Genomic DNA, 25488 nt, shown 5'->3' with positions numbered 1-25488 from the left:
AGAAATGAAAAAATTTGCAGGTCTTGTGACTGCAGGAATCATGACACTTGGCTTAACAGCGAATGCACATGCAACTAATGATACTGTTTACCTTTATACTTGGACTGAATATGTTCCAGATGGTTTATTAGATGAATTTACAAAAGAAACGGGCATCAAAGTTATCGTTTCTAGTTTAGAATCAAACGAAACTATGTATGCGAAATTAAAAACACAAGGTGAAACTGGTGGCTATGATGTTATCGCACCATCAAATTATTTTGTGTCAAAAATGTCGCGTGAAGGTATGTTAAAAGAGCTAGACCACAGCAAATTACCTGTTATCAAAGAATTAAACCCTGACTGGTTAAATAAACCTTATGACAAAGGTAACAAATATTCATTGCCACAACTATTAGGCGCTCCAGGTATTGCTTATAGTACAGATAGCTATAAGGGTGAAAATTTCACTGCTTGGGGTGATTTATGGAAACCTGAGTTTAAAGGAAAAGTACAGTTACTTGATGATGCACGTGAAGTATTTAACATTGCATTATTAAAATTAGGTCAAGATCCAAATACGACTGACCCAGCAGTGATCAAACAAGCCTATGAAGAGTTATTAAAGTTACGCCCAAATGTGCTTTCATTCAACTCTGATAATCCAGCTAACTCATTTATTTCTGGTGAAGTTGAAGTGGGTCAATTATGGAATGGTTCTGTGCGTATTGCTAAAAAAGAACAAGCACCTTTAGATATGGTGTTCCCAAAAGAGGGACCTGTACTTTGGGTTGATACATTAGCAATTCCTGCAACATCAAAAAATCCTGATGGAGCACATAAATTAATTAACTATTTATTAAGTGCAAAAGTTTCTGCTCGACTAACAGAAGAAATTGGCTATCCAACATCAAATATTGAAGCATTAAATCTCTTACCAGCAGAAATCACACAAGACCCTGCTATCTATCCAACAGCTGAAGTATTACAAAAAAGCTACTGGCAAGATGATGTAGGTGATGCAGTTGAATTATACGAAAACTATTACCAACAATTAAAAGCAGCAAAATAATCTGTTGTTAAAACGTCAGTAAACAGCTCAAGTGCGGTCGAAATTTCAAAAATTTTAACCGCACTTTTTTCATACTTTAACTTATATCTTTAGATGCTCGTCAATTGAATTTTTAAGCATAAATTTAATATAATAATGCATTTACAATCAATACGTTCTAGCCTACAATCCATTCTTGTCCGTATCCATTCGGCGTCTTCAGGTCAATTAAGTTATGCCCTTAACTGACACATTTTTTACCCTTTTACGGGAGCCATATTAATGAAAAAACTGACTCGTATTTTAACTGCTGGTGTGATGATGCTGAGCATAAGTAATTATGCAAACGCAGCAAATAATGAAGTTTATCTTTATACTTGGACAGAATATGTTCCAGAAGGCTTATTAGATGAATTCACAAAACAAACAGGAATCAAAGTTATTGTTTCAAGCTTAGAATCAAACGAAACCATGTATGCTAAATTAAAAACACTTGGCAAAGATGGTGGTTATGATGTGATCGCACCAACAAGCTATTTCGTTTCAAAAATGGCTCGAGAAGGAATGCTAAAAGAATTGGATCACAGTAAACTACCCGTAATAGCACAACTTGATCCAAACATGCTTGATCGCCCTTATGATAAAGGGAATAAATATTCATTACCTCAACTATTTGGTGCAACAGGTATTGCTTATAATACTTCAAACCAAAATCCAGAACAGTTTCAATCTTGGGGTGACTTATGGAATACGGAATTCAAAGGCAAAGTGCAAATGCTCGATGATCCTCGTGAACTCTTTAATATCGCCTTATTAAAAATGGGAAAAGACCCAAATACACAAGATCCGATGGTGTTAAAAGAAGCTTATGAAGAATTATTAAAACTACGTCCAAATATTCTCTCTTTTAATTCTGATAACCCTGCAAGTACGTTTATCTCAGGAGAAACAGATATCGGTTTACTTTGGAATGGTTCTGTACGTATCGCTAAAAATGAAGGTGCTACAGTAGACATGATCTATCCGAAAGAAGGAACAATGCTTTGGATTGATAATCTTGCTATTCCGGCAACAGCTAAAAACACAGAAAATGCTTATAAATTGATTAACTATCTATTAAGTGCGGATGTTTCAGAAAAATTGACACTAAACATTGGTTATCCAACATCTAACTTAGAAGCATTAAAACGCCTGCCTAAAGCACTTACAGAAGATCAAGCGACTTTCTTAACACAAGAAGTCATTGATCGTAGCCAATGGCAAATTGATGTGGATAATGCAATTGATTTATACGACAGCTATTACCAAAAGCTCAAAGCAGCAAAATAATCAACCATAGCTTGATTTCAATCACAAAAAGATCTTCTGAATGAAGATCTTTTCTATTTTGTACATTAATATAAGCACAGATATTCAGACAAGGAGAGCTAATATGAATCTACATATTTCAGAGAAAATTAAACAAGCCATTCATCTCATTGAGCCAGAACAACTCGGGCAAGATATATGGCACATTTTAGAAGAACAACATTTTATTGGTTTATTACCACACTTTATTGTTAATCATATTTGTCAAAAACACCATCTTGATCATAAACAGCTTGCATTAAAACTATTACCAATTACAGCTTGTTACTCTCATACCCCTATTTCAAACTTTCATGTTGGCGCTGTAGCTATTGGTATTAGTGGCAATTTTTACTTTGGAGCAAATCAGGAATTTTCAAACACTAACATTCAACAAACTATTCATGCTGAACAAAGTGCTATCTCACATGCATGGGTAAATAACGAAAAATCACTCACAGGTATTGTTGTCAACTATACGCCATGTGGTCATTGTCGCCAATTTATGAATGAACTAAACTCTGCTTCCGAGCTTCAGATTCACTTACCTCATAGCCAAAACAACCCATTACAAAAATATTTACCCGATTCTTTTGGTCCAAAAGATCTTAACATCAATCAATTATTGCTAGATGAGCATGACAATCACTTGAATTATCACAGTCAAAATCCACTTATTTTGACCGCACTTAAAGCCGCTAATACCGCACATGCCCCCTATTCTAATTCCTATCATGGTGTTGCAATCCAAACTCAAGATCAACGCATATTCTTTGGTAGTTATGCTGAAAATGCGGCATTTAATCCTAGTTTACCAGCACTACAGGTCGCACTTAATCATCTTTTCTTAAATGGAGAAGAGTTAGCAAATATTCAACAAGTCGTCATGGTTGAACAAGCCAATACATTAAGTTACCGTAAAATGAGTGAAGACTTAGTCGAAAGTATTTGTGCAACCAAATTAGAATATATCGCGCTTTAACAAATGAACTGATTAAAATGTAAATAAAAGTGCAGGTCACATTACCAAAATGTTAACTGCACTTTTTTATTTTCTGAAAATTAAGTTTAGCGCAATAAACATACTATTTTGATTAATTCAGACACAAAAAAGGATAGCCGTAAATTAGCTATCCTTATTTACCTCTATTAGAAAAGCGTTATTTTCCAATCACGTCTAAACCACCCATATATTGGCGTAACACACTTGGTACCGTAATTGAACCATCTGCATTTTGATAATTTTCTAAAATTGCAACTAAAGTACGTCCAACCGCTAAACCAGAACCATTTAATGTATGAACTAAGCGCGTTTTCTTATCCGCTTTAGAGCGGCAACGTGCTTGCATACGACGTGCTTGGAAATCCCACATATTTGAACAAGACGAAATTTCACGATATGTATTTTGTGCAGGTAACCACACTTCTAAATCATAAGTCTTACAAGCACTGAAGCCCATATCACCTGTACATAACAATACTTTACGGTACGGTAATTCTAGCAATTGCAATACTTTTTCTGCCTGCCCAGTTAATTCCTCTAAAGCGTCCATTGACGTTTCTGGCACAACAATCTGTACTAGCTCAACTTTATCAAATTGGTGCATACGAATTAAACCACGCGTATCACGCCCATAAGATCCTGCTTCAGAACGGAAACAAGGCGTATGTGCCGTCATTTTTAATGGCAAATCTGCTTCATCTAAAATTTCATCACGTACTAAATTTGTTACTGGAACTTCCGCAGTAGGAATTAATGCATAAGGTTGCTGACCTTCTAATGCTTGAGTATGGAATAAATCTTCCCCAAATTTTGGTAACTGTCCAGTACCATAAAGCGTGGCATGATTTACTAAGTAAGGCACATAAGTTTCAGTATAACCATGTTGCTCAGTATGTAAATCCAGCATAAATTGTGATAAAGCACGATGTAACTTAGCAATTTGTGCTTTCATGACAACAAAACGTGATCCACTTAATTTTGCACCAGCTGCAAAATCTAAACCGCCTAAATCTTCGCCTAATGACACATGATCTTTTACATCAAAATCAAAGATTTTTGGATTTCCCCAACGCAATACTTCTATATTATCACTATCATCTTTACCTAAAGGCACTTCATCAGCTGGTAAATTAGGAATTGCCAAAGCAATTTGATTAATCTCTGCTAATACATCGTCTAATTTCGCTTTTGTCGTACTTAACTCAATCCCCATATGCTCCACTTCTGCCAACAAAGCAGAAATATCCTCACCACGCGCTTTTGCCTGACCAATATTTTTTGAACGAGTATTACGTTCTGCCTGTAAGGTTTCTGTTTTTACTTGCAATGTTTTACGTTGGTCTTCAAGTTTAGTTAACAACGTAACATCTAATATAAAATTACGTTTAATTTTTAATTTCTTAGCCACTTCTGCAAGATTATTACGCAATAGATTTGGATCGATCATTTTTTACCTACTTTCATTAAAATTTAGACGGAATTAACCGCACTTTTGCATAAAATTAATCGACTTATTTTAGATCGAATTACACTAATAAACCAGTTTAAAATCAAAGAGCATAAAGATTAAAAACAAAATGCAGTATTCCTCTATCAAAACACGATGAGCTTAAAAAGTTGCAAATTTTTTCTGAATAAATCGCCTGATTTTACTCATAAAAATATGCAATGAAATTCACTTAAAAGACAAAACACTTCAATTAAAAACAAATAAAACTAAGAAGAAAGCGAATTTACTTTAAACAAATAATGAACCGGAATTATCAATTCAATTTATAACTGACCAAGCGTTTTAATCAGAGAAAATCTCAATAACGCTTTCTCTTACTTACTTGATCTTGTTGCCGCAACCAATCTAGTTTTTCTTTGATTTTAATCTCCATACCCCGATTGGTTGGGAAATAGTATTGCGTATCTTTGAGAGGTTCAGGAAAATAATTCTCACCTGCGGCATAAGCATTTGCTTCATCATGAGCATAACGATATTCTGCTCCATAACCAAGCTCTTTCATCAAATTAGTTGGCGCATTACGCAAATGTTCTGGTACGTCATAATCAGGTAATTCCTGCACTTGTTTTTTTGCTTGTTTAAACGCGCTATAAACAGCATTACTTTTTGGTGCAACAGCAAGATAAACAATTGCCTGTGCAATCGCTCGCTCCCCCTCAGCCGCACCAACACGAGTAAAACAATCCCAAGCAGCAAGCGCAACTTGCATTGCTCTTGGATCAGCATTCCCTACATCTTCCGAAGCAATAGCTAATAAACGTCTTGCGACATAAAGCGGATCACCTCCCGCAGTGATAATCCGCGCATACCAATATAATGCTGCATCTGGTGCCGAACCACGCACTGATTTATGTAATGCAGAAATCAGATCATAAAAACGATCGCCTTGTTTATCAAAACGGGCCTGGCGTTCTCCTAGAATTTCTTTCAATAAAGTGTGGTCTAAAATTTTGCCGTTTTCACTTTCTTCCGCCATGTCAACCATTAATTCAAGGCTATTTAATGCTAAGCGTGCATCACCATTCACATACTCAGCAAGTGTCTCAAGCACATTAGCCTCTAAAACAAATTTTGTTTTACCTAATCCACGGGTTTCATCTTGCAAAGCCTGTTGCAAAACTTGGCTGATATCTTGTGTAGTAAGGGATTTTAGAATATACACTCGAGCTCGAGACAAAAGGGCGCTATTTAATTCAAAGGACGGATTTTCAGTCGTTGCACCAATAAAAATAATAGTACCGTCTTCGATATGAGGTAAAAAAGCGTCTTGTTGACTTTTATTGAAACGATGAACTTCATCCACAAAAAGAATAGTGCGGCGATCAGCTAAACGGTTATGTTTTGCTCGTTCAATCGCTTCTCTAATTTCTTTTATGCCACTAGTGACAGCAGAAATTCGTTCTACTTCTGCCTGAATTCGCAACGCGATGATCTCTGCCAGAGTAGTTTTTCCAGTTCCGGGGGGACCCCATAATACCATTGAATGAATATGTCCAGCTTGAATCGCTTTACGCAAGGGTTTTCCTTCACCGATTAAATGCGTTTGTCCACAATATTGTTCTAGTGTCGTCGGTCGCATTCTCGCAGCAAGAGGACGAAAATCATCATGCGTAAAATCAAGGTTCAAGTTCGACATATCCTATTCCAATTTATTTTTTACGCTGGTCGTCTAATTCTACACCTTTTGGCACAGTAAACTTAAACAAGCTGTCAGCCAAAGGCTGGTTAGTAATATTACGCAATACATATAAATTCGATTGTCCATCCTTTTCAATCGTACTGAAATTGCGTAATACCCCCTCGCTATCAATACGAATATCAAATTGTTTGATATTACTGTTCTTTGCTTTTGGCTTTAAAGTAAAAGTATCTGCTTTTTGTTCAACAGAATACTGCGCCCAATGGCTATTATCATCACTAGTAAGCAAGACGAAAGGCGTGTTATTTACTGCTTCTTTTACCCAATTGGCGGTTACTTGCTCGACAAAAGGATCGTAAAACCACAGTGTTTTACCATCAGAAATAATTTGACTTTCTTGTGGCTGTTTATTATCCATACGAAACAAGTTAGGACGTTTAATTTGAATTTGACCACTGCCTTGCTGTACATTTTTCCCATCAGCTGTACTCACTGTTTGTGCATAATCCGCACTTAATACATTTACTTTAGCTAAACGCTGTTGTAATTCGCTTGCCGCATCAGCCCAAGCCAAACTACTAAAACCAGCAAGCAAAAGTGCGGTCGTTTTTAACAAAATTTTTTGCATATTTACTTTCCTAAAAATCAGAAGAACGTCGTGCTAATATTTCACGCTTGCCATTTTGCATTGGTGAAACAATCCCTTGTTCTTCTAGTTGATCCATAATACGTGCAGCGCGGTTAAAGCCAACTTTAAATTTACGCTGTACATACGAAGTAGAGGTATTGCCCGTAGTAGTAACAAATTCAACGACTTCATCAAATAAATCATCTAAATCATCCGAATCTGTCGCTAAACGTTGCGAGTCTGCTTCGTCATCATCAGAGCCTTCTAAAATACCCTCGATATAACTTGGCTTGCCACGCGCTTTCCAATCATCGACGACTCGAGCAACTTCATCATCACTCATAAAGGCACCATGTACACGAACTAAATCAGAAGAGCCTGCACCTGAATACAGCATATCACCGCGTCCAAGTAATGCTTCTGCGCCAACCTGATCCAGAATAGTACGAGAGTCAATTTTACTTGCCACTGTAAAGGCAATTCGACTTGGAATATTGGCTTTTATTAAGCCAGTGATGACATCTACTGACGGGCGTTGTGTCGCTAAAATCAAATGAATTCCAATCGCACGTGCTTTTTGCGCCAAACGTGCAATCAATTCTTCCACTTGTTTACCCGCTACCATCATCAAATCAGCAAACTCATCAACAATAACCACAATATAGCTTAACTTTTCCAATGGTGGTGGCAGAGCATCCATTGTATCTCCTGGTCGCCACAATGGATTTGGGATTGGCATATTCATGGCTTCATATTCGTCTATTTTTTCATTGTAACCTTCGATATTACGCACGCGTAATGCAGAAAGTAATTGATAACGGCGCTCCATTTCATCGACACACCAACGTAATGCATTCGCGGCTTTCTTCATGTCCGTCACAACTTCTGTCAACAAATGTGGAATACCATCATAAATAGACAATTCAACGACTTTTGGATCAATCATAATGAATTTGACTTCTTCAGGTTTAACTCTGAACAGTAAACTTAAAATCATCGTATTGACCCCAACAGATTTTCCTGACCCCGTTGAGCCTGCTACTAATAAATGAGGCATTTTAGCCAGATCTACCACTACAGGTTTACCACTAATATCTTTACCTAATGCCATTGAAAGTAATGATTTTGATTGACGGAATTCATCACTGTCTAACACTTCACGTAATGTGACCATTTGGCGATTTACATTTGGCGTTTCAATCCCAATATAAGGTTTACCCGGAATGACTTCTGCCACACGAATTGAACGGAACATTAATGCGCGCGCTAAATCGGTATCAATGCCGGTTACTTTCGCTGCTTTGACACCCGGTTGTAACTCAAGTTCATAACGGGTAACAACCGGTCCCACTAATACATCTTTCACATTTGCTTTAACGCCAAAATTACGCAACTGATGTTCAATACGTTGTGATGTTTCAATGATTTCTTCTTGAGTAATACGATGAGCCTGACTCGGACGATGTTCTAATAACTCCAAACTTGGCATTGGCGTTGTCGGTTTTGCTTTGGTCGTCACTTTCTGCTGCAATGCAGGATGAATAAGTGAATCGCCATAAGACTTATAAATTGGTGCCGCTGGTGCTAAATCATTTTCTTGTAATTCAGGTTCCGCAAAAATGGTTTGTAGTGCATCCTCTGCATTTAATTCTTTTGCGCGTACTGCCATCTCATCTAGACGTTGTTGTTCTTGGGCAGCGAATTGGCGGGCTAAATCACTTTCTTGCTCGTTAAGTACGGTCGAATTTTGTGAAATTTTATGTGAAAGTGGAGATAACGAAACTGTTGGCATTTCAACCAGCTCAGGTGAGAAATCACTGACACTTTGGCGCAATTCTTCTACAGGTGTTAACTGAGGGTTGACTACTGCCGCTGAAAAAACAGGAACGTCATATTCCTCTTGTACACTAACTGTTGGCAAGGAAAGCTCATGTTCAACTGCATAACCACCAAGTTGTGCTTTTTCTAAGCTATCAAATGTAGATGCAGCATCTGATGTTTGCGATGATGTTGCTTGCTCAGTATTCAACCCATTAATATTAATAAAGTTTTCGACACTCACTAAAGCAGGTGTTTCCATTTCAACTTGTGGTAATACATCAATTTGTGGGTCTTCAATTAAGCTAATTTGATTATCAACATCTTTTTCATCTAAGCTTGTATTTTGTAAATCTAAATCTTGCTGCGGGGATAAAGACTGCTCGCCATCTTGTGCTGTTTTATCATCATTTTTCATGGTCAACCAATGAAAAAAATTGATACATAAACGAATCAGCGAAGAACCAGAGCATAAAATGAATCCAAGCAACGTTAAAACAAAGCCAGATAACATTAAACCAACAAAATCCAGTAGAGGGAAAAATACTGTCACTAAACTGCCGCCAAGTACACCACCGGCTAAATAATAAGGTGAATTCGTCAACAATAAAGTCGCTAATACACAAGAGCCACATAAAAAAATAGCAAAGCCAAGTAAGCCAATAGTTAAACGTGATAGATTAAATTGTGCTTTTCTTTTACTGCGTAAAAAATAAAGCGAGGTGATTAAAACGACGAAAGGAATAAGATGCCCAATATGCCCAAATAACACAAAAAATAAATCAATAAACCAAGCACCTAACGCTCCTGCTTTATTGATCGTTTTTTCGATATAGCTTGAAGATGCCCATGAGTTATCTAATGGGGAATAACTTGACCACGCCGCAATCAGGTAAAGTGCGAAAAGTGCGGTCAAAATAAAGAAAAATTCCAATAAATACTGCTTAGGGGTAAATTTTTCAGAAATTCGTTTAATCATGGTCTTACTTCAGTTGTAAAAAGTTGGTTTGCTTCACTTCTTCCATCACCACATAAGTGCGTGTATCATTCACACCGGGTAAGCGTAACAACGTCGTACCAAGTAATTTACGATACGCTGCCATATCTGCTACCCGCGTTTTTAATAAATAATCAAAATCACCTGATACCAAGTGACATTCCTGAATTTCATCAAGTTGTTGCACCGCAGCATTAAATTCTTCAAACACATCTGGCTTACCACGGATTAAGGTAATCTCCACAATGACTAATAATGGCGAATCTAATAATTCTGGATTTAACAAAGCACGATAGCCCATGATGACACCTTGTTTTTCAAGGCGTTTAACACGCTCTAAACAAGGTGTCGGTGATAAACCCACTTTTTTAGACAAATCAATATTTGAAATTTTGCCGTTACGTTGCAATTCATTCAAAATTTTTATATCAATACTATCAAGCGCTTTCATCAATTTCTTTTCCATTGGCGACATCCTTTGTTGTACTTTTTAACTGTAATAATAATGAGATCATACTATGATATTTAAAAATTATCTAATATCACCAATGCATCAGACAATTTTTTCACAGTAAACACTTCCATATTCTGCACTGTATTTTTAGGACGATTAGCAAAGGGCACAATCGCCCGCTTAAAACCATGTTTAGCCGCTTCGCTAATCCGTTCTTGTCCACTTGGAACAGGACGAATTTCACCCGCTAATCCCACTTCACCAAATACGACTAAATCCTGTGGCAATGGACGATTACGAAAACTCGAAATCAAGGCTAATAACAAGGCAAGATCCGCACTGGTTTCCGTCACTTTTACTCCACCAACGACATTGACAAAAACATCTTGATCAGACATCTGTAAACCACCGTGTCGATGTAATACAGCTAATAATAACGCTAAACGATTTTGTTCCAGTCCAACAGCAACGCGACGAGGGTTGGCTAACATTGAATGATCAACTAACGCTTGAATCTCCACCAATAATGGACGTGTACCTTCCCAAATCACCATCACAGAACTGCCTGAAGTCTGTTCTTCACCACGACTTAAAAAGATTGCGGAGGGATTTTTCACCTCACGTAATCCCTGTTCCGTCATGGCAAATACCCCTAATTCATTTACTGCCCCAAAACGGTTTTTATGACTGCGCAAAGTACGATAACGTGAATCAGCTTCCCCCTCTAATAACAAAGAACAGTCAATCACATGCTCCAATACTTTAGGTCCAGCTAAGGTGCCATCTTTCGTCACATGTCCTACCATCACAATAGCAACTTGTCGTGTTTTAGCATAACGCGTTAAAAAAGAAGCACATTCACGGACTTGAGCAACACTCCCCGGTGAAGATTGAATATCGGCTAAATGCATCACTTGAATAGAATCAATCACAATAATCTGTGGCTTTAACTGATCAGCTAAAGCGCAAATCTGTTCAACTGAAGTTTCAGAGAGCATATTTAATTTATCAGCTGGTAAGCCTAAACGTTTGGCTCGCATTGCAACTTGTTGTAAAGACTCTTCTCCAGTGACATAAAGTGCGGTCATTTTCTGTGCTAAACCACACATCACTTGCAACAATAAGGTACTTTTTCCCGCACCGGGATGTCCACCAATTAAAATAGCGCTACCAGGTACAACGCCCCCGCCCAAGACACGATCTAATTCATTAAAACCACTTGCGAAACGAGGAGTTTCTTGTAGTGAAATTTCTGACAGTGTTTGAATTTTGGCACGAGTTTCGCCGGCATAGCCACTAAAACGATCGCCTTTAGCATTTGTACTCGCAGAAACTAAACGAACTTCACTAATTGTATTCCATGCCTTGCAAGCAGCACATTGTCCTTGCCAACGCGAAAACTCCGCGCCGCAATCATTGCATACATAAGCACTTTTGGGAGCCTTTGCCATAAATTAATGATCCAATGTGAGAGAAATTAAATTGATCATACGTTTTACATATTGTCCTGTTTGCAGTAATTGTTTTAATTTTTCTAAAGCGAGCTGATTATTTTTAGTTTCACTATGTAAAAGTATAATGTCACGAATTTGTGTAAACAAATCATTATTGCTTTCTAATAAATCTGCTAATACGTCACCATCTAATCCTATTGTATTTTGCGATAGTTGTTGAGTAAAAATCGTTTCTAATAGCCTCGCATTATCAGTGTAATAATGATACAAATTAAAAAATGCCCCAATGCGCTCTACAGTACGTAAAAAATCCACACTGAAATAATGCACATCAATAGCGAAGGTTTCTTCAATTAGGGCTTGTTCTAATTGAAAAAGCGCACTAAGTTTATCCACTGGATTACGGCTATTTTGTTCAAATTGTAAAAACTCACGCCATTTATCGAGCCAATGACTTACTTCGACAGCTTGTGCATTAGCTAATGCATAACCTCGTTTTGCCTTTGAAGCAGCACTTAAACGCACAGCACTTTCTAAGGTTAAACTACGCACAAAGCGAAGCAAATCAATTGTGCAACCTGATTTTAACTCAAATTCAACTTCACAAATCGGCATTTGCTTTTCACCCGCCACAATCTTCCCCAGATCAAAAGCAACTTCAATAACGCTGCCCTTGCCACATTCAACTAACCACGATTGGCGTTCAAAATCTGTACTGAACACAGGTTGCAAGCTAAGCTGTGCAAAATTTTCCAAATTCACACCGCACTTTTCAACGAGTAAAGTTAAGTTAGGTTCTGCATTTGGCAAAGCAACATTATATTCGGGTCGAATATGCAGTCCCCCTTTCACTTCACCATCTGTTTTTAAAGTTAGCGTATATTGCCCGTTCTGTTGCCGCACACGTAAACCCATTTTTTGAGCTGCTAACAAATGATCAACGGTATCGTAGTAACAATTGCCTAAAAATTGTGTGTCCTGTGCTAACAAACGAAAATGCGTTATTTCTTGGCGTAAAAAATCAACAAAGCTAGGTTCAACCGCTAATTTTAGTTCTATTTCATCACTCATTCTAAAAATCCTTTTATTTCAATAAATTATATAAGTCATAAAGAAGACGAAAAGAATTTAACTTTCGCATTATCCAACAAATACTGAACTTTTTCGATTAAAATCGTGAATTTTTAGCGGACATAAGGTAAGATTCGCCTGAAAAATACATCAACCTCTATTTGGGAGTTATCTTATGGCAATTAATAATATCCTTGGATTATTTGCACATTCGCCGTTAAAGCCATTGCAGAGACATTCAGAAAAAGTCACTGAATGCTGCAACTTGCTTATTCCTTTCTTTGAACATACCTTCCGTGCTGAATGGGACAAAGCCGAAGAATTACGCGCTAAAATTTCAGAATGTGAACGCCAAGCAGACACCTTAAAACGCGAAATTCGATTGAAATTACCTCGTGGTTTATTCATGCCAATTGATCGTACTGATTTACTTGAATTAGTTACTCAACAAGATAAATTAGCTAACTTTGCCAAAGATATCTCTGGGCGAATGATTGGTCGTCATTTTGCTATTCCACAAGAAATGCAGCCTGAATTTGAAAAATATTTGAAACGCAGTTTAGATTCAATTGTACAAGCACATCGCGTGATTGATGAAATGGAACAATTACTTGAAACTGGTTTCAAAGGTCGCGAACTGGATCTTGTCAATCGAATGATCAATGAACTTGACGCCATTGAAGATGATACAGATCAAATGCAAATCCATTTAAGAAAAATGTTGCTTGGTATTGAATCTCGCTATAACCCTATTGATGTCATGTTTTTATATAAAACCCTTGAATGGGTTGGAGTGTTAGCAGATCAAGCTCAACGCGTAGGCTCACGGATAGAGTTAATGTTAGCTCGTTCATAACCCACCGGTTTATAGGAAGAACAAAAAATGGAACTACTTAATCAATATGGTACTGTGCTCGTTCTTATCACTGCAGTTTTTGGTTTTTTCATGGCATTCGGTATCGGGGCCAATGATGTCTCTAACGCAATGGGAACCTCAGTCGGCTCAGGGACTATTACTGCCAAGCAAGCCATTATTATTGCAATGATTTTTGAATCTGCTGGTGCTTATTTAGCTGGTGGCGAAGTAACAGAAACAATCAAAAGTGGTATTATCGATCCAATGCAATTCGCTGCTACTCCCGATATTTTAGTATTAGGCATGATGGCGGCGTTATTCGCTTCTGGACTATGGTTATTAATTGCCTCACGCATGGGATGGCCAGTTTCAACCACCCATTCTATTGTTGGCGCAGTTGTTGGTTTCGCTTGTGTGACTGTAGGTAAAGAAGCGGTTGAATGGGGAACAATTAAAAGCATTGTCGGAAGTTGGTTTATTACCCCTATTATCGCAGGTATTGTCGCTTATGGTATTTTTGCTAGCACTCAGAAATTAATCTTTGATACTGATCAACCACTTAAAAATGCCCAAAAATACGGTCCATATTACATGGGATTAACTTCATTTATCCTTTGTATTGTGACATTTACTAAAGGTTTAAAACACATTGGGTTACATTTAAATGGCTTTGAAGTGTTTTTAATTTCTTTAGTTATCGGCATTGTCTCTATCGTGTTTTGCCACTTCTATTTCAAAAGCCCAACGTTCATACAAAAAGTACAACGAGGTACTTTTGGTGGAGTTGAAAAAGTATTCAGTATTTTAATGTTATTAACTGCCTGCGCTATGGCATTCGCACATGGTTCAAATGATGTTGCTAATGCAATTGGACCGCTTTCCGCCGTCGTATCAATTGTTGAACATGGTGGACAAATCTTACCGAAAACACAGCTTGCTTGGTGGATTCTACCACTAGGTGCAGTAGGTATTGTTGTTGGTCTGATTGTGATGGGATATAAAGTCATGGCAACAATTGGAACAGGTATTACCGATTTAACACCAAGTCGTGGTTTTGCTGCACAATTTGCTACAGCAATCACAGTTGTACTTGCTTCAGGCACAGGATTACCAATCTCAACAACACAAACACTAGTTGGTGCCGTATTAGGTGTAGGCTTTGCACGTGGAATTGCTGCATTAAACTTAAATGTGATCCGTAATATTATTGCCTCTTGGATTGTCACACTGCCAGCAGGTGCATTTTTCGCCATTATCATTTATTATGTGTTAAGCTTCATTTTTCACTAATCTTGCTTAAAGTGCGGTGAAATTTGACCGCACTTTTCTTTCGTAATTGCTTTATATAGGATATTGTTTTATGCAGAAAATCACCAAAGTCTTACTTTCTTGTCTTTTTCTCGGTGTATCCATTCAATTGGTTCATGCTGAAACCAAATATGTCACAGAAAATTTAACTACGTTTCTACGTAAAGGTGCTGGTGAGCAATATAAAATTGCAGGCGCAATTCGTGCAGGTGAACCAGTCACCGTATTAGATCAAAAAGATAAATATAGCTTAATCCGCGATAGTAAAAATCGTGATGCATGGATTTTAACCAGTGAATTAACCTCAACACCAAGTAGCAAAGAAGAAAATCCGCAATTAAAAACACAAATCCAAGAACTTACCATGAAACTTAACCGCTTAGACAGTGATTGGCAACAACGCACCAGTGAAATGCAGCGCAGAGCAAACCAAGCGGAACAACAAAGCAGCCAATTATTAGAACAAAATTCTCAGTTAAAACGTGAATTGGAAATTACTAAAAATAAAAATCGTGATCTAGAAGCGATGCTTGATGCAGGAAAGCGTGAAATTGCGATTCAATGGTTTATTTATGGTGGTTCAGTACTTGGTGTTGGTCTGCTACTTGGTCTTATTATTCCATTAATCTTACCAAGACGTCGCCGTAATAATGGTTGGGCATAATTTCTAAACCAATGCAAAAAAGCAACATTCAAATTTACTTAGTAGGAGGCGCTGTGCGAGATCAGCTCCTCCAGCTTCCAGTCAAAGATCGCGATTGGGTTGTCGTTGGCGCTACACCAGAATATTTAATTGCACAAGGTTATCAACAAGTCGGTAAAGACTTTCCTGTCTTTCTCAATCCATGTACAAAAGAAGAATACGCACTTGCACGTACAGAACGAAAAGCAGGTAGTGGTTATACGGGTTTTATCTGTGATTTTTCTCCGACTATTTCACTCAAACAAGATTTAATGCGGCGTGATTTAACAATTAATGCATTAGCACAAGATTCAGCAGGAAAAATACATGATTTTTATGGTGGCGTACAAGATCTGAATAATCGCATCTTGCGCCATGTTTCCCCTGCATTTGCAGAAGATCCACTACGTGTTTTACGTGTTGCTCGCTTTGCTGCCCGTTATCATTATCTTGGCTTCAAAATTGCAGCAGAAACTGTTGCATTAATGCAACAATTAACGCAAACAGGTGAACTTTGCCGGCTTACTGCTGAACGAGTTTGGTTAGAAACAGAAAAAGCACTCTTAGAAAAAAATCCCGAAATCTATTTTGAAACGCTACGCCAAATTGGTGCGCTGAATATACTCTTTCCAGAATTAGATGCGTTATGTGGTGTCCCAAATCCAGCTAAATACCACCCAGAAATAGACTCGTTTATTCATACGATGTTGGTTTTAAAGCAAGCTGTCTTGCTCACTGAAAATACACATTATCAGAAAAGTGCGGTCCGTTTTGCAGCAATTTGTCATGATTTTGGCAAAGCATTAACACCTGAAGCCATTCTGCCTCACCATTATGGACATGAAAAAGCAGGCATAAAGCCCATCAGAATGCTGTGTCAACGCTTTAAATTACCAAATACGATTCAAACCTTTGCTGAACTTTGCTGTCAATATCATTCACATGTCCATAAAGCTTTTGAATTACGCCCCGAAACTATCATCAAATTATTTAATGCCTTAGATGTATGGCGTAAACCCCAGCGTTTTGCAGAACTATTAGTCGTTTGTGTCGCAGATAGTCGCGGACGAACCGGATTTGAACAAGCCGCTTATCCACAAAAAGATTTCCTATGGCACCTTTACCAAACTGCACGGCAAGTTGATGTACAAGCAGTGATTGCTGATGGCTTTGAAAAACAAGCTATTCGCGATGAACTTAATCGTCGTCGCATGCATATAGTTAAACAAAAACGCGCCGAAATTCTACCGCGCTTTACTAATGTAAGTTAAGCTCGTAAAATACCCATAATTTTTAGCCTCCTTTTATGTTATGAAAAAACCATACTTCTTTTTTTCAGTTATCATTAGTCTTATTTTAAGCGCTTGTACGCTTGATACAGAGCGTCCAATAAATATAAAGTATATTGATAAAACAAACCCAAACTGGCAGCAGCACCTCAGTCAAATAAAAAAAATCCAACAATATAGTAATCAAGGACAACTAGGCTACATCAGCACACAAGAACGCTTTTCAACGCGTTTTAATTGGCAATATCAAAATTCAGCAAACTATCTGTTGACTCTTTCATCGACTATCAGTAGCACAACTCTCACACTTGAAATGCGTAACAATCTAATGCGTGTTTATGATAATAAAGGCAATCAACGTGCTACACCAGATGCTAAACAACTATTAAAAGAGATGATTGGGGTAGATTTTCCATTAGAACAATTTGCACTATGGCTAAAAGGTCAACCAGATGAAAAACTTGATTATAAAGTTGGAGAAAACCATTTATTAGCAAGTTTTAGTTATCCACTTAACAACAGGATCTGGACAGCAGACTATCTGAGCTACCATCAACAAAATTTACCTTTACCCAAAGATATTTTGTTAAAAACAGAAGGGCAAACCTTGAAAATTCGTATCGATAACTGGAAGTATTAATGCAAAATTATCAATTTTCTACCACACTTTTATCATCACAAGAAAACAAGTTACGTTTTCCCTGCCCTGCTAAACTGAATTTATTTCTTTACATTAATGGTAAACGACCTGATGGCTATCACGAACTACAAACCTTATTTCAATTCCTGAATTTCGGTGACTGGCTAGAAATTGAAATTCGCCAAGATGATAAAATTTATCTTACGCCAGAAATACCAAATTTAAATACCGAAGATAATTTAGTCTATCGAGCCGCTAAACTACTCCAACAAAAAACAGCCTGTAACTTAGGTGCTAATTTACATTTAGATAAAATTTTGCCGATGGGGGCAGGTATTGGTGGCGGTTCATCAAATGCAGCAACGACTTTACTTGCGCTCAATCACCGTTGGAATACCAGATTAACTATTGCGCAATTAGCAAAATTAGGACTGACACTAGGTGCTGATGTGCCAATCTTTGTACATGGCCATGCTGCTTTTGCAGAAGGTGTAGGTGAACAAATTACTTATTGTGATCCACCAGAAAAATGGTATGTCGTATTAAAACCAAATGTGGCTATCTCGACAGCAGCTATATTTTCTGATCCCAATTTAACACGGAATACAGCAAAAAAATCACTGGAACAATTACTCGCGCAAAAATATGAAAACGATTGCGAAAAAGTTGTCATAAATCATTATCCAGAGGTTGAAGAAATACTCCACAGGTTGCTACAATATGCGCCGTCAAGATTAACGGGTACTGGCGCCTGTGTATTTGCTGAATTTAATGATGAAGAAAGTGCTAAAGTAGCCTTTCAAGCCATGCCAAAACAATATTTTGGCTTTGTCACACAAGGATTAAATATTTCACCTTTGCATAAAATGCTCACGCAATTAAGCTAGCTTAATGCAATAACAGACTAACTCAACCATTTTATTCTTTACAATCTAAACCTCGAGGTTCAATTAACAATGCCTGATATAAAACTCTTCACTGGTAATGCAACTCCAGAACTAGCAAAACGAATTTCTGAACGTTTATATCTCTCATTAGGTGATGCGACAGTTGGTCGTTTCAGCGATGGTGAAATCCAAGTTCAGATCAATGAAAACGTACGTGGTAGTGATGTGTTCATTATTCAATCTACTTGTGCACCAACAAATGATAACCTAATGGAGTTGATTGTAATGGTTGATGCGCTACGCCGCGCATCTGCAGGTCGAATTACTGCCGTCATCCCTTATTTCGGTTATGCTCGCCAAGATCGCCGTGTGCGCTCTGCACGTGTGCCAATTACAGCCAAAGTTGTGGCAGATTTCTTATCCAGCGTCGGTGTAGATCGTGTACTGACTTGTGACTTACATGCGGAACAGATTCAAGGTTTCTTTGATGTACCTGTAGATAACGTATTCGGTTCCCCGGTACTCGTACATGATGTGTTAAAGAAAACTGATATAGAAAACCCTATTGTCGTTTCACCAGATATTGGCGGTGTTGTACGTGCGCGTGCGATTGCGAAGCTATTAAATGATACTGATATGGCAATCATTGATAAACGTCGTCCTCGTGCTAATGTTGCTCAGGTCATGCATATTATTGGTGATGTAGCTGGTCGTGATTGTATTTTAGTTGATGATATGATCGATACTGGTGGGACATTATGCAAAGCAGCTGAAGCGTTAAAAGAACGTGGAGCTAAACGCGTGTTCGCTTATGCAACACATGCTGTTTTCTCTGGCTCAGCCGCCAAAAACTTAGCAAGTGATGCTTTAGATGAAGTAGTAGTTACTGATACTATTCCACTTTCACCAGAAATCAAAGCACTGAATAAAGTACGTGTATTGACCCTTTCTGGCATGCTAGCAGAAGCAATTCGTCGTATCAGTAACGAAGAATCAATCTCTGCGATGTTTACCTAAAACACATCGAAACAATGAAGGCGAACCATAGCGTTTGCCTTTTTTATGTATTAGAAAACCATCTTAGCTTGATCAAAATAAGTCATGATATTCATAAGAACTTTCCTTAACCTAGACCAATACTGTCAACTATCAGATATTGAAAAGTAAAGTGCAGTCAAAATTTCAATATTTTTGACCGCACTTTAATGTAACAAAGGCTCACTGAATAACTATAGCTTTAATTGCCGTTCAACGTCTTTCGCTCTAACTAAGAATTGTTTACGCTCAGCTGTCCCCATTCCACTACTCGTGCCTGGTAATTTCACACTTAATGGATTCACTGCTCGCCCATTAATATGAAATTCATAGTGTAAATGCGGCCCAGTAGAACGTCCTGTATTCCCCGAAAGCGCAATACGTTGACCACGCTTCACATTTTGTCCTGCTTTCACTAACGGACGACTTAAATGCATGTACACTGTTTGGTACTCACGACCATGTCGCATCACAATATAACGCCCTGCGCCATTTGCCTGATATGCTACTTTCTCTACAATACCATCGGCAGGCGCAATAATTGGCGTGCCTACTGGCATGGCAAAATCAACGCCTTTATGTGGGGCAATACGTCCTGTAACAGGATGGCGACGATAAGGATTAAAATGAGAAGAAACACGTGCTTGACGCTGCAAAGGATAACGGGCAAATCCTTTACTTAAAGTTTCGCCTTGGCGATTATAATAACGCCCATTGCTGGCTTGAATCGCATAATAGCTTTTCCCACCAGAAATAATGTGAATACCATCCACATTCCCCTGCCCAGTACGCTTGTTATCGATATATTCTCTCGTGACAAGTACTGCAAATTTATCCCCTTTTTTCAGGCGCTTTAAGTTAATTTGCCACTGTAACGCATTTGCAAGCTGATTAATTTGACGTAACTCTAAACCTAATGTTCTTAAAGTCGTATTAAAAGAGCCATCAATTTTGCCTTTTAACACTTCTTTTTTCCACACACTTTGTTTTTTTAAAATTTCACGTTTAAACTTGCCCTCTTCTGTTTTTTCATAAATACGTTCTTCACGTTCAGAAACTAACCAGTTTAAATATTCTAATTCGCCCTGATTATCTAATATCCAATAAAATTGCTGACCAGGCTTAAGATTCTTAAATTCTGGATAGCTCTTTATTAATGCCTCGCTGACATGTACATCTAACCCAGATAGTTCTAGCACATCTTTTAATGTATCGCCCTTAACCACAGTATGACTAAACTGGTTTTTAATGCGCATGGCTTGATCCATCACATCAAACAGATCATTTAAAGCATTGCGTGCTGATTCTGGAAATTCAGCTAATTCATCAATGCTATCAGGCTTAATTTCATCAACTTCATCATCTTTCGCCTCGAGATCATCGTAATACGAAGTCGCATCGAGCGCATTAACATCTAACTTATTTGTCGATACATGCTCCATTTCATCCTGCTTAGATAACGTATTTTCAACAGAAACTGAAGTGGTACTTAAAGAAGAGGCTGCAGGGCTAACCGCTGTTGGAGTAAGCTCTGCCGATGCAGGCGTTGTTGATATTAATAAGGTTGACTCACTCACTGCAACGTCATTTGCTGCTGTTTCTGTCTTGAGTTCATTATCTGCTATCTCAAGTGAAGGTTGTGATTGGGTAGAAGATGGTAATGTGTCAAAAGATTGTGATGTACGAGAATCTTCTCTTGCAACAAAAGATTCCGCTCTAACAGAGGGTAAGCTTTCAGGCGGATTAAATGTTGAATTTGATTCAGATGACAAACTTGCCTCTGAAAGCTTATTCGTGGATTCTAATTCAGACAGTTGAGTATTCTCTTGTACTTGACCAGCAACCGAGTTAAGCTTTGGTTCAGATGTCTCTTGTTTATCTTCTAATAAAACACCAGTAATAATTAATAAAATGGCGGCAAAGAAAATCATCGCTTTTACTTGCAACTTTTTTCTTCGTCTCTCTCTTGCTAACTTAACATGTCGCACCATTCTATTCCTTTATTCCTATAATTTCGTTTTATTATGACCAAGCAAATGATAAAAAATTCTACAACTCTTTAAAAAAAGCCAATAAATGCTGAAATTGTATCCATTCTACTCATTTTCATACAGCAAACTTGTTAAACAGCGAAAAATAAGCTATTTTTACTGCAATTCTTAAGCCGTCAAGTCTAGCAAATAATGCAAATTCATTCTATCAAATTACCTCTAGTTGAACTAAAAAATATTAATGTCACTTTTGAACAGAAAAAGGCATTACAAGATATCAATCTTACAATTTATCCAAATTCAATCATTACGATCGTTGGTCCAAATGGTGGCGGTAAATCGACCTTATTAAAGGTGTTACTTAAACTATTAGCACCAACATCCGGTCAAGTGCATTATAGTAAAAATGTGCGTATTGGTTATGTGCCACAAAAAATTCATTTAGACCAAAGCTTGCCTATTACCGTAGAACGATTTTTATCACTCAAAAAAGGGATTTACCCACAAGAAATCCAAGCAACACTGACTTTATTGTCAATTTCTCATTTGAGCACAAATAACATGCAAAAGCTCTCTGGTGGTGAAATGCAGCGAGTATTACTTGCCAGAGCTATTTTAAACAAACCTAACTTATTAGTGCTTGATGAACCAACTCAAGGTGTTGATATTAACGGGCAAGCAGAACTTTACCAATTAATTCATCAAACACAACAAAAACTGAATTGTGCGATTTTAATGGTGTCCCATGATTTAAATATTGTAATGGCTGACACACATGAAGTATTGTGTATCAATCAACATATTTGTTGTGCTGGTACGCCTGAAACTGTATCGAATGATCCCACATTTATTCATTTCTTTGGTGATCAATTTGCTAAGAATGTTGCACTTTATACCCATAAGCATAATCATAAACATGACATACATGGTGATATATGTTGTGCACCCAACTTTACATCACAGCAATGTACACATCAAAAATAACGAGATAAATCATGTTTGAAATTCTTTTCCCCGCTTGGTTAACTGGTATTTTACTTTCTCTGATTACAGCGCCACTCGGTGCTTTTGTAGTATGGCGCAAAATGGCATACTTCGGCGATACCCTAGCACACTCCGCCTTACTCGGTGTGGCACTTGGTATTTTTCTGGAAATTAATCCTTATTTGTCCATTGTCATTTTAACTCTAATTCTTGCTGTCAGCATGGTATGGTTAGAAGGAAAAACACAGTTTTCAGTCGATACTTTGCTTGGCATTATCGCACACAGTTGCTTATCCTTAGGTGTAGTAACGGTGGGTTTATTACAAAACGTACGTGTTGATTTAATGGCATATTTATTTGGTGACTTACTGGCGATGAATTATGACGATCTTATTTTCATCGGATTAGGTGTCACCATCGTGTTAGTCACTTTACTGTATTTCTGGCAACCGTTGCTCTCGACAACAGTCAGTCCAGAATTAGCGCAAGTAGAAGGGATTAATGTACAAAAAATGCGCTTTATTTTGATGATTCTCACCGCATTAACTATTGCACTCAGTATGAAATTTGTTGGTGCATTAATTATTACATCACTACTTATCATTCCTTCTGCAACCGCGCGTCGATTTGCTAAAACACCAGAAAATATGGTGATTATTGCTGTTTTTGTCAGCATGGTAGCAATTAGTTTAGGGTTATTACTTTCTGCCTTCTACGATACAGCTGCGGGACCTTCCGTAGTGATTAGTGCCAGCTTATTATTTTTACTCTCTTTATTTAAAAAAGAGAGAACTTAAAGTGCGGTCGATTTTCTATAAATTTTCAAGATTAAAAAGCGAACATAATATTCGCTTTGTTCAATTAATCGACGATAAAACAAGCGATTTTAGTCCCATCTGCATAGGTTTTTAATGTAGGTTTTTCAATGGCACATTGTGCTGTAGCAAAGCGACAACGCGCATGAAATGCACAACCTTTAGGCGGACTCAATGGGCTAGGTAATTCACCTGTCAACTTAATCCGCTCTCTACGATGTTCTGCTTCTAACCTTGGTGTTGCAGATAATAACGCTTGTGTATAAGGATGGCGCGGGTGACTAAAAATGGTTTTTGTATCGCCTTGTTCAACACAACGACCTAAATACATCACCATGACTTCATCAGCAATGTGCTCTACAACAGAAAGATCATGGGAAATAAACACATAAGACAGCCCCATTTCTTCTTGTAAATCCATCATTAAATTGAGTACTTGAGCTCGGACAGAAACATCAAGTGCTGAAACGGGTTCATCCGCCACCACAATATCTGGATGTAACATTAAGCCACGTGCAATTGCAATACGCTGACGCTGACCACCTGAAAACATATGTGGATAACGATCATAAAACTCTGGTTTTAAGCCTACTTTCGCCATCATCTCCAAGACTTGTTGTTTACGTTGTTGAGCAGACAAATTAGTATTAATGAGTAAAGGTTCTTCTAAAATTGTCCCTATTTTTTTACGTGGATTTAAAGACGCATAAGGATTTTGGAAAACAATTTGAATTTTTTTACGGCGTAATTTTTGCGTCGCGGTATCATTCACTAAAAAGTTTTGCCCTTTGTAAAATAATTCCCCATAAGTTGGTTGTTCAATCATTGTTAGCATTCGACCAAGTGTCGATTTACCACAACCTGATTCCCCAACAATAGCAAGAGTTTTGCTTCGTTCAAGAGTAAACGAAACACCATCTACTGCTTTAACCAGCTTTGGTTTACTGAACATCCCTTTTTTGACGGGATAATATTTTTTGAGATTTATCGCATCCAAAAGTGGTGCTTGTAATTGATTTTGTTGCATATTGCTCTCTTTTATTATTGTTATCACACGGCAAGTGCGGGTGTGCTTGGAATCCCTTGTGCATTTAATGGTGTATGGCATTTCACTCGATGACCATTCACAACTTGTGTTTCTGGCTCTTGCTGGCGACATAATTCTGTTGCATACGGACAACGTGGGTTAAGTAAACAACCTGTTGGGCGATCATATTTACCCGGCACTACACCAGGTAAGGATTGCAAGCGAGATTTTCCTTCTGCAAATTCAGGCAAGGCACGTAATAATGCTTGAGTATAAGGATGTAATGGCGTGCTAAAAATTTCTTCCGCTTTCCCTTCTTCTACAACTTGCCCTGCATACATCACAATAATACGATGTGCTGCTTCTGCCACTAAAGCAAGATCATGCGTAATCAAAATTAATGCCATATTTTTTTTACGTTGTAATTCAAGTAACAAATCAATAATTTGAGCTTGAATCGTCACATCCAGCGCGGTAGTCGGTTCATCGGCAATTAATAATTTTGGATTACAAGCAATCGCCATCGCGATCATCACTCGTTGGCTCATACCACCAGAGAGCTGGTGAGGATAAACATCTAAACGAGAAGTCGGATCTGGAATACCCACTAGCGTTAATAATTCAATTGTTCGCTCATATCGCCATGCTTTGCTCCCACCTTGGTGGACTTTCAACGCTTCCATGATCTGATAACCTACAGTATAGCTTGGATTTAAGCTAGTCATCGCATCTTGGAAAATCATGGAAACATCCGCACCTACAATTTTCTGTTTTTGCTTCGCATTCAGTGTAAGTAGGTCACTTTGATTAAAGGCTAACTTATCAGCATACACACGTCCTGGGTAATCAATTAAGCCCATAATTGCTAATGAACTGACGGATTTTCCAGAACCAGACTCCCCCACAATCCCTAATACTTCACCTTCATTTATCGTGTAGTTAATTCGGTCAACGGCTTTAAACGGGGTGTTTTCATCACCAAAATGAACAGATAAATTTTCTACATTTAATAATGCCATGCTT

At 37.9% G+C, this 25488-nt stretch carries 22 protein-coding genes; 12 read left to right on the top strand and 10 right to left on the bottom strand.

Annotation, left to right across the window (positions count from 1 at the left end; all coding sequences use genetic code 11):
• Window positions 1–4: 4 nt before the first annotated feature.
• From C0975_RS02270 to cdd, 3 genes are all read left to right on the top strand, one after another.
• The gene (locus tag C0975_RS02270) at window positions 5–1051 is read left to right on the top strand and encodes an extracellular solute-binding protein (RefSeq protein ID WP_101774774.1); all 1047 of its coding nucleotides are present in this window, start codon (window positions 5–7) and stop codon (window positions 1049–1051) included.
• Window positions 1052–1312: 261 nt separating this feature from the next.
• Window positions 1313–2359, top strand: coding sequence for an extracellular solute-binding protein (locus C0975_RS02265; RefSeq protein WP_101774773.1), 1047 nt, complete (start codon window positions 1313–1315; stop codon window positions 2357–2359).
• Window positions 2360–2462: 103 nt separating this feature from the next.
• On the top strand, window positions 2463–3359 hold the full coding sequence (gene cdd, locus C0975_RS02260; protein ID WP_101774772.1) for a cytidine deaminase: 897 nt from the start codon (window positions 2463–2465) through the stop codon (window positions 3357–3359).
• Between the two features lie 178 nt (window positions 3360–3537).
• Here the strand turns inward: cdd and serS are convergent, their stop codons facing one another.
• From serS to C0975_RS02225, 7 genes are all read right to left on the bottom strand, one after another.
• Complete coding sequence (gene serS / locus C0975_RS02255; protein ID WP_101774771.1) at window positions 3538–4827, bottom strand: serine--tRNA ligase; 1290 nt, start codon at window positions 4825–4827, stop codon at window positions 3538–3540.
• A gap of 361 nt (window positions 4828–5188) precedes the next feature.
• A complete protein-coding gene (locus C0975_RS02250; protein WP_101774770.1) occupies window positions 5189–6526 on the bottom strand; it encodes a replication-associated recombination protein A in 1338 nt (445 codons plus the stop codon).
• A gap of 13 nt (window positions 6527–6539) precedes the next feature.
• Window positions 6540–7157, bottom strand: coding sequence for an outer membrane lipoprotein periplasmic chaperone LolA (gene lolA / locus C0975_RS02245; protein ID WP_101774769.1), 618 nt, complete (start codon window positions 7155–7157; stop codon window positions 6540–6542).
• Between the two features lie 10 nt (window positions 7158–7167).
• The gene (locus C0975_RS02240; protein ID WP_101774768.1) at window positions 7168–9954 is read right to left on the bottom strand and encodes a DNA translocase FtsK; all 2787 of its coding nucleotides are present in this window, start codon (window positions 9952–9954) and stop codon (window positions 7168–7170) included.
• Window positions 9955–9958: 4 nt separating this feature from the next.
• Complete coding sequence (gene lrp, locus C0975_RS02235; protein ID WP_005721107.1) at window positions 9959–10438, bottom strand: leucine-responsive transcriptional regulator Lrp; 480 nt, start codon at window positions 10436–10438, stop codon at window positions 9959–9961.
• A 59-nt stretch (window positions 10439–10497) separates the two neighbouring features.
• Window positions 10498–11877 carry a DNA repair protein RadA gene (radA, locus tag C0975_RS02230; RefSeq protein WP_101774767.1) on the bottom strand — a complete coding sequence of 460 codons (1380 nt, stop codon included), beginning with the start codon at window positions 11875–11877 and terminating at the stop codon, window positions 10498–10500.
• A 3-nt stretch (window positions 11878–11880) separates the two neighbouring features.
• On the bottom strand, window positions 11881–12951 hold the full coding sequence (locus C0975_RS02225) for a CYTH domain-containing protein (RefSeq protein ID WP_101774766.1): 1071 nt from the start codon (window positions 12949–12951) through the stop codon (window positions 11881–11883).
• 175 nt (window positions 12952–13126) lie between these two features.
• Here C0975_RS02225 and C0975_RS02220 point away from each other — a divergent pair, with 175 nt between their 5' ends.
• The 7 genes from C0975_RS02220 to C0975_RS02190 all read left to right on the top strand — a co-directional run bounded on the left by C0975_RS02220 (window position 13127) and on the right by C0975_RS02190 (window position 19630).
• Complete coding sequence (locus C0975_RS02220) at window positions 13127–13807, top strand: TIGR00153 family protein (RefSeq protein WP_101774765.1); 681 nt, start codon at window positions 13127–13129, stop codon at window positions 13805–13807.
• A 27-nt stretch (window positions 13808–13834) separates the two neighbouring features.
• Window positions 13835–15097, top strand: a complete 1263-nt coding sequence (locus C0975_RS02215; RefSeq protein WP_101774764.1) for an inorganic phosphate transporter — start codon at window positions 13835–13837, stop codon at window positions 15095–15097.
• 70 nt (window positions 15098–15167) lie between these two features.
• On the top strand, window positions 15168–15779 hold the full coding sequence (locus C0975_RS02210) for a TIGR04211 family SH3 domain-containing protein (protein ID WP_101774763.1): 612 nt from the start codon (window positions 15168–15170) through the stop codon (window positions 15777–15779).
• Window positions 15780–15790: 11 nt separating this feature from the next.
• Window positions 15791–17068, top strand: a complete 1278-nt coding sequence (locus tag C0975_RS02205) for a multifunctional CCA addition/repair protein (RefSeq protein ID WP_101774762.1) — start codon at window positions 15791–15793, stop codon at window positions 17066–17068.
• Between the two features lie 40 nt (window positions 17069–17108).
• The gene (lolB, locus tag C0975_RS02200; protein ID WP_101774761.1) at window positions 17109–17726 is read left to right on the top strand and encodes a lipoprotein insertase outer membrane protein LolB; all 618 of its coding nucleotides are present in this window, start codon (window positions 17109–17111) and stop codon (window positions 17724–17726) included.
• Entirely contained in the window at window positions 17726–18613 is an 888-nt protein-coding gene (gene ispE / locus C0975_RS02195) for a 4-(cytidine 5'-diphospho)-2-C-methyl-D-erythritol kinase (protein WP_101774760.1), read from the top strand. Before lolB ends, ispE begins: the two co-directional genes overlap by 1 nt.
• 69 nt (window positions 18614–18682) lie before the next feature.
• Window positions 18683–19630, top strand: coding sequence for a ribose-phosphate pyrophosphokinase (locus tag C0975_RS02190; protein WP_101774759.1), 948 nt, complete (start codon window positions 18683–18685; stop codon window positions 19628–19630).
• Window positions 19631–19842: 212 nt separating this feature from the next.
• Here C0975_RS02190 and mepM read toward each other — a convergent pair whose 3' ends face one another.
• Window positions 19843–21639, bottom strand: coding sequence for a murein DD-endopeptidase MepM (mepM, locus tag C0975_RS02185; RefSeq protein ID WP_245853279.1), 1797 nt, complete (start codon window positions 21637–21639; stop codon window positions 19843–19845).
• A 192-nt stretch (window positions 21640–21831) separates the two neighbouring features.
• On the opposite strand from mepM, the gene znuC reads away from it, so the two are divergent.
• Both znuC and znuB read left to right on the top strand, forming a co-directional pair.
• Entirely contained in the window at window positions 21832–22623 is a 792-nt protein-coding gene (znuC, locus tag C0975_RS02180; protein WP_101774758.1) for a zinc ABC transporter ATP-binding protein ZnuC, read from the top strand.
• Window positions 22624–22634: 11 nt separating this feature from the next.
• Window positions 22635–23420, top strand: a complete 786-nt coding sequence (znuB, locus tag C0975_RS02175) for a zinc ABC transporter permease subunit ZnuB (protein WP_101774757.1) — start codon at window positions 22635–22637, stop codon at window positions 23418–23420.
• A gap of 64 nt (window positions 23421–23484) precedes the next feature.
• On the opposite strand, the gene C0975_RS02170 is transcribed toward znuB, so the two are convergent.
• Together C0975_RS02170 and dppD are read right to left on the bottom strand one after the other, a co-directional pair.
• A complete protein-coding gene (locus tag C0975_RS02170) occupies window positions 23485–24465 on the bottom strand; it encodes a peptide ABC transporter ATP-binding protein (RefSeq protein ID WP_101774756.1) in 981 nt (326 codons plus the stop codon).
• 23 nt (window positions 24466–24488) lie between these two features.
• On the bottom strand, window positions 24489–25484 hold the full coding sequence (gene dppD, locus C0975_RS02165; RefSeq protein WP_101774755.1) for a dipeptide ABC transporter ATP-binding protein: 996 nt from the start codon (window positions 25482–25484) through the stop codon (window positions 24489–24491).
• Window positions 25485–25488: the final 4 nt, after the last annotated feature.

It is taken from the genome of Pasteurella oralis (genome assembly GCF_002850605.1).
Lineage (GTDB): Bacteria > Pseudomonadota > Gammaproteobacteria > Enterobacterales > Pasteurellaceae > Pasteurella > Pasteurella oralis.
Note: the sequence above shows the minus strand (reverse complement) of the source record. Positions and strands in the feature narration are given on the sequence as shown.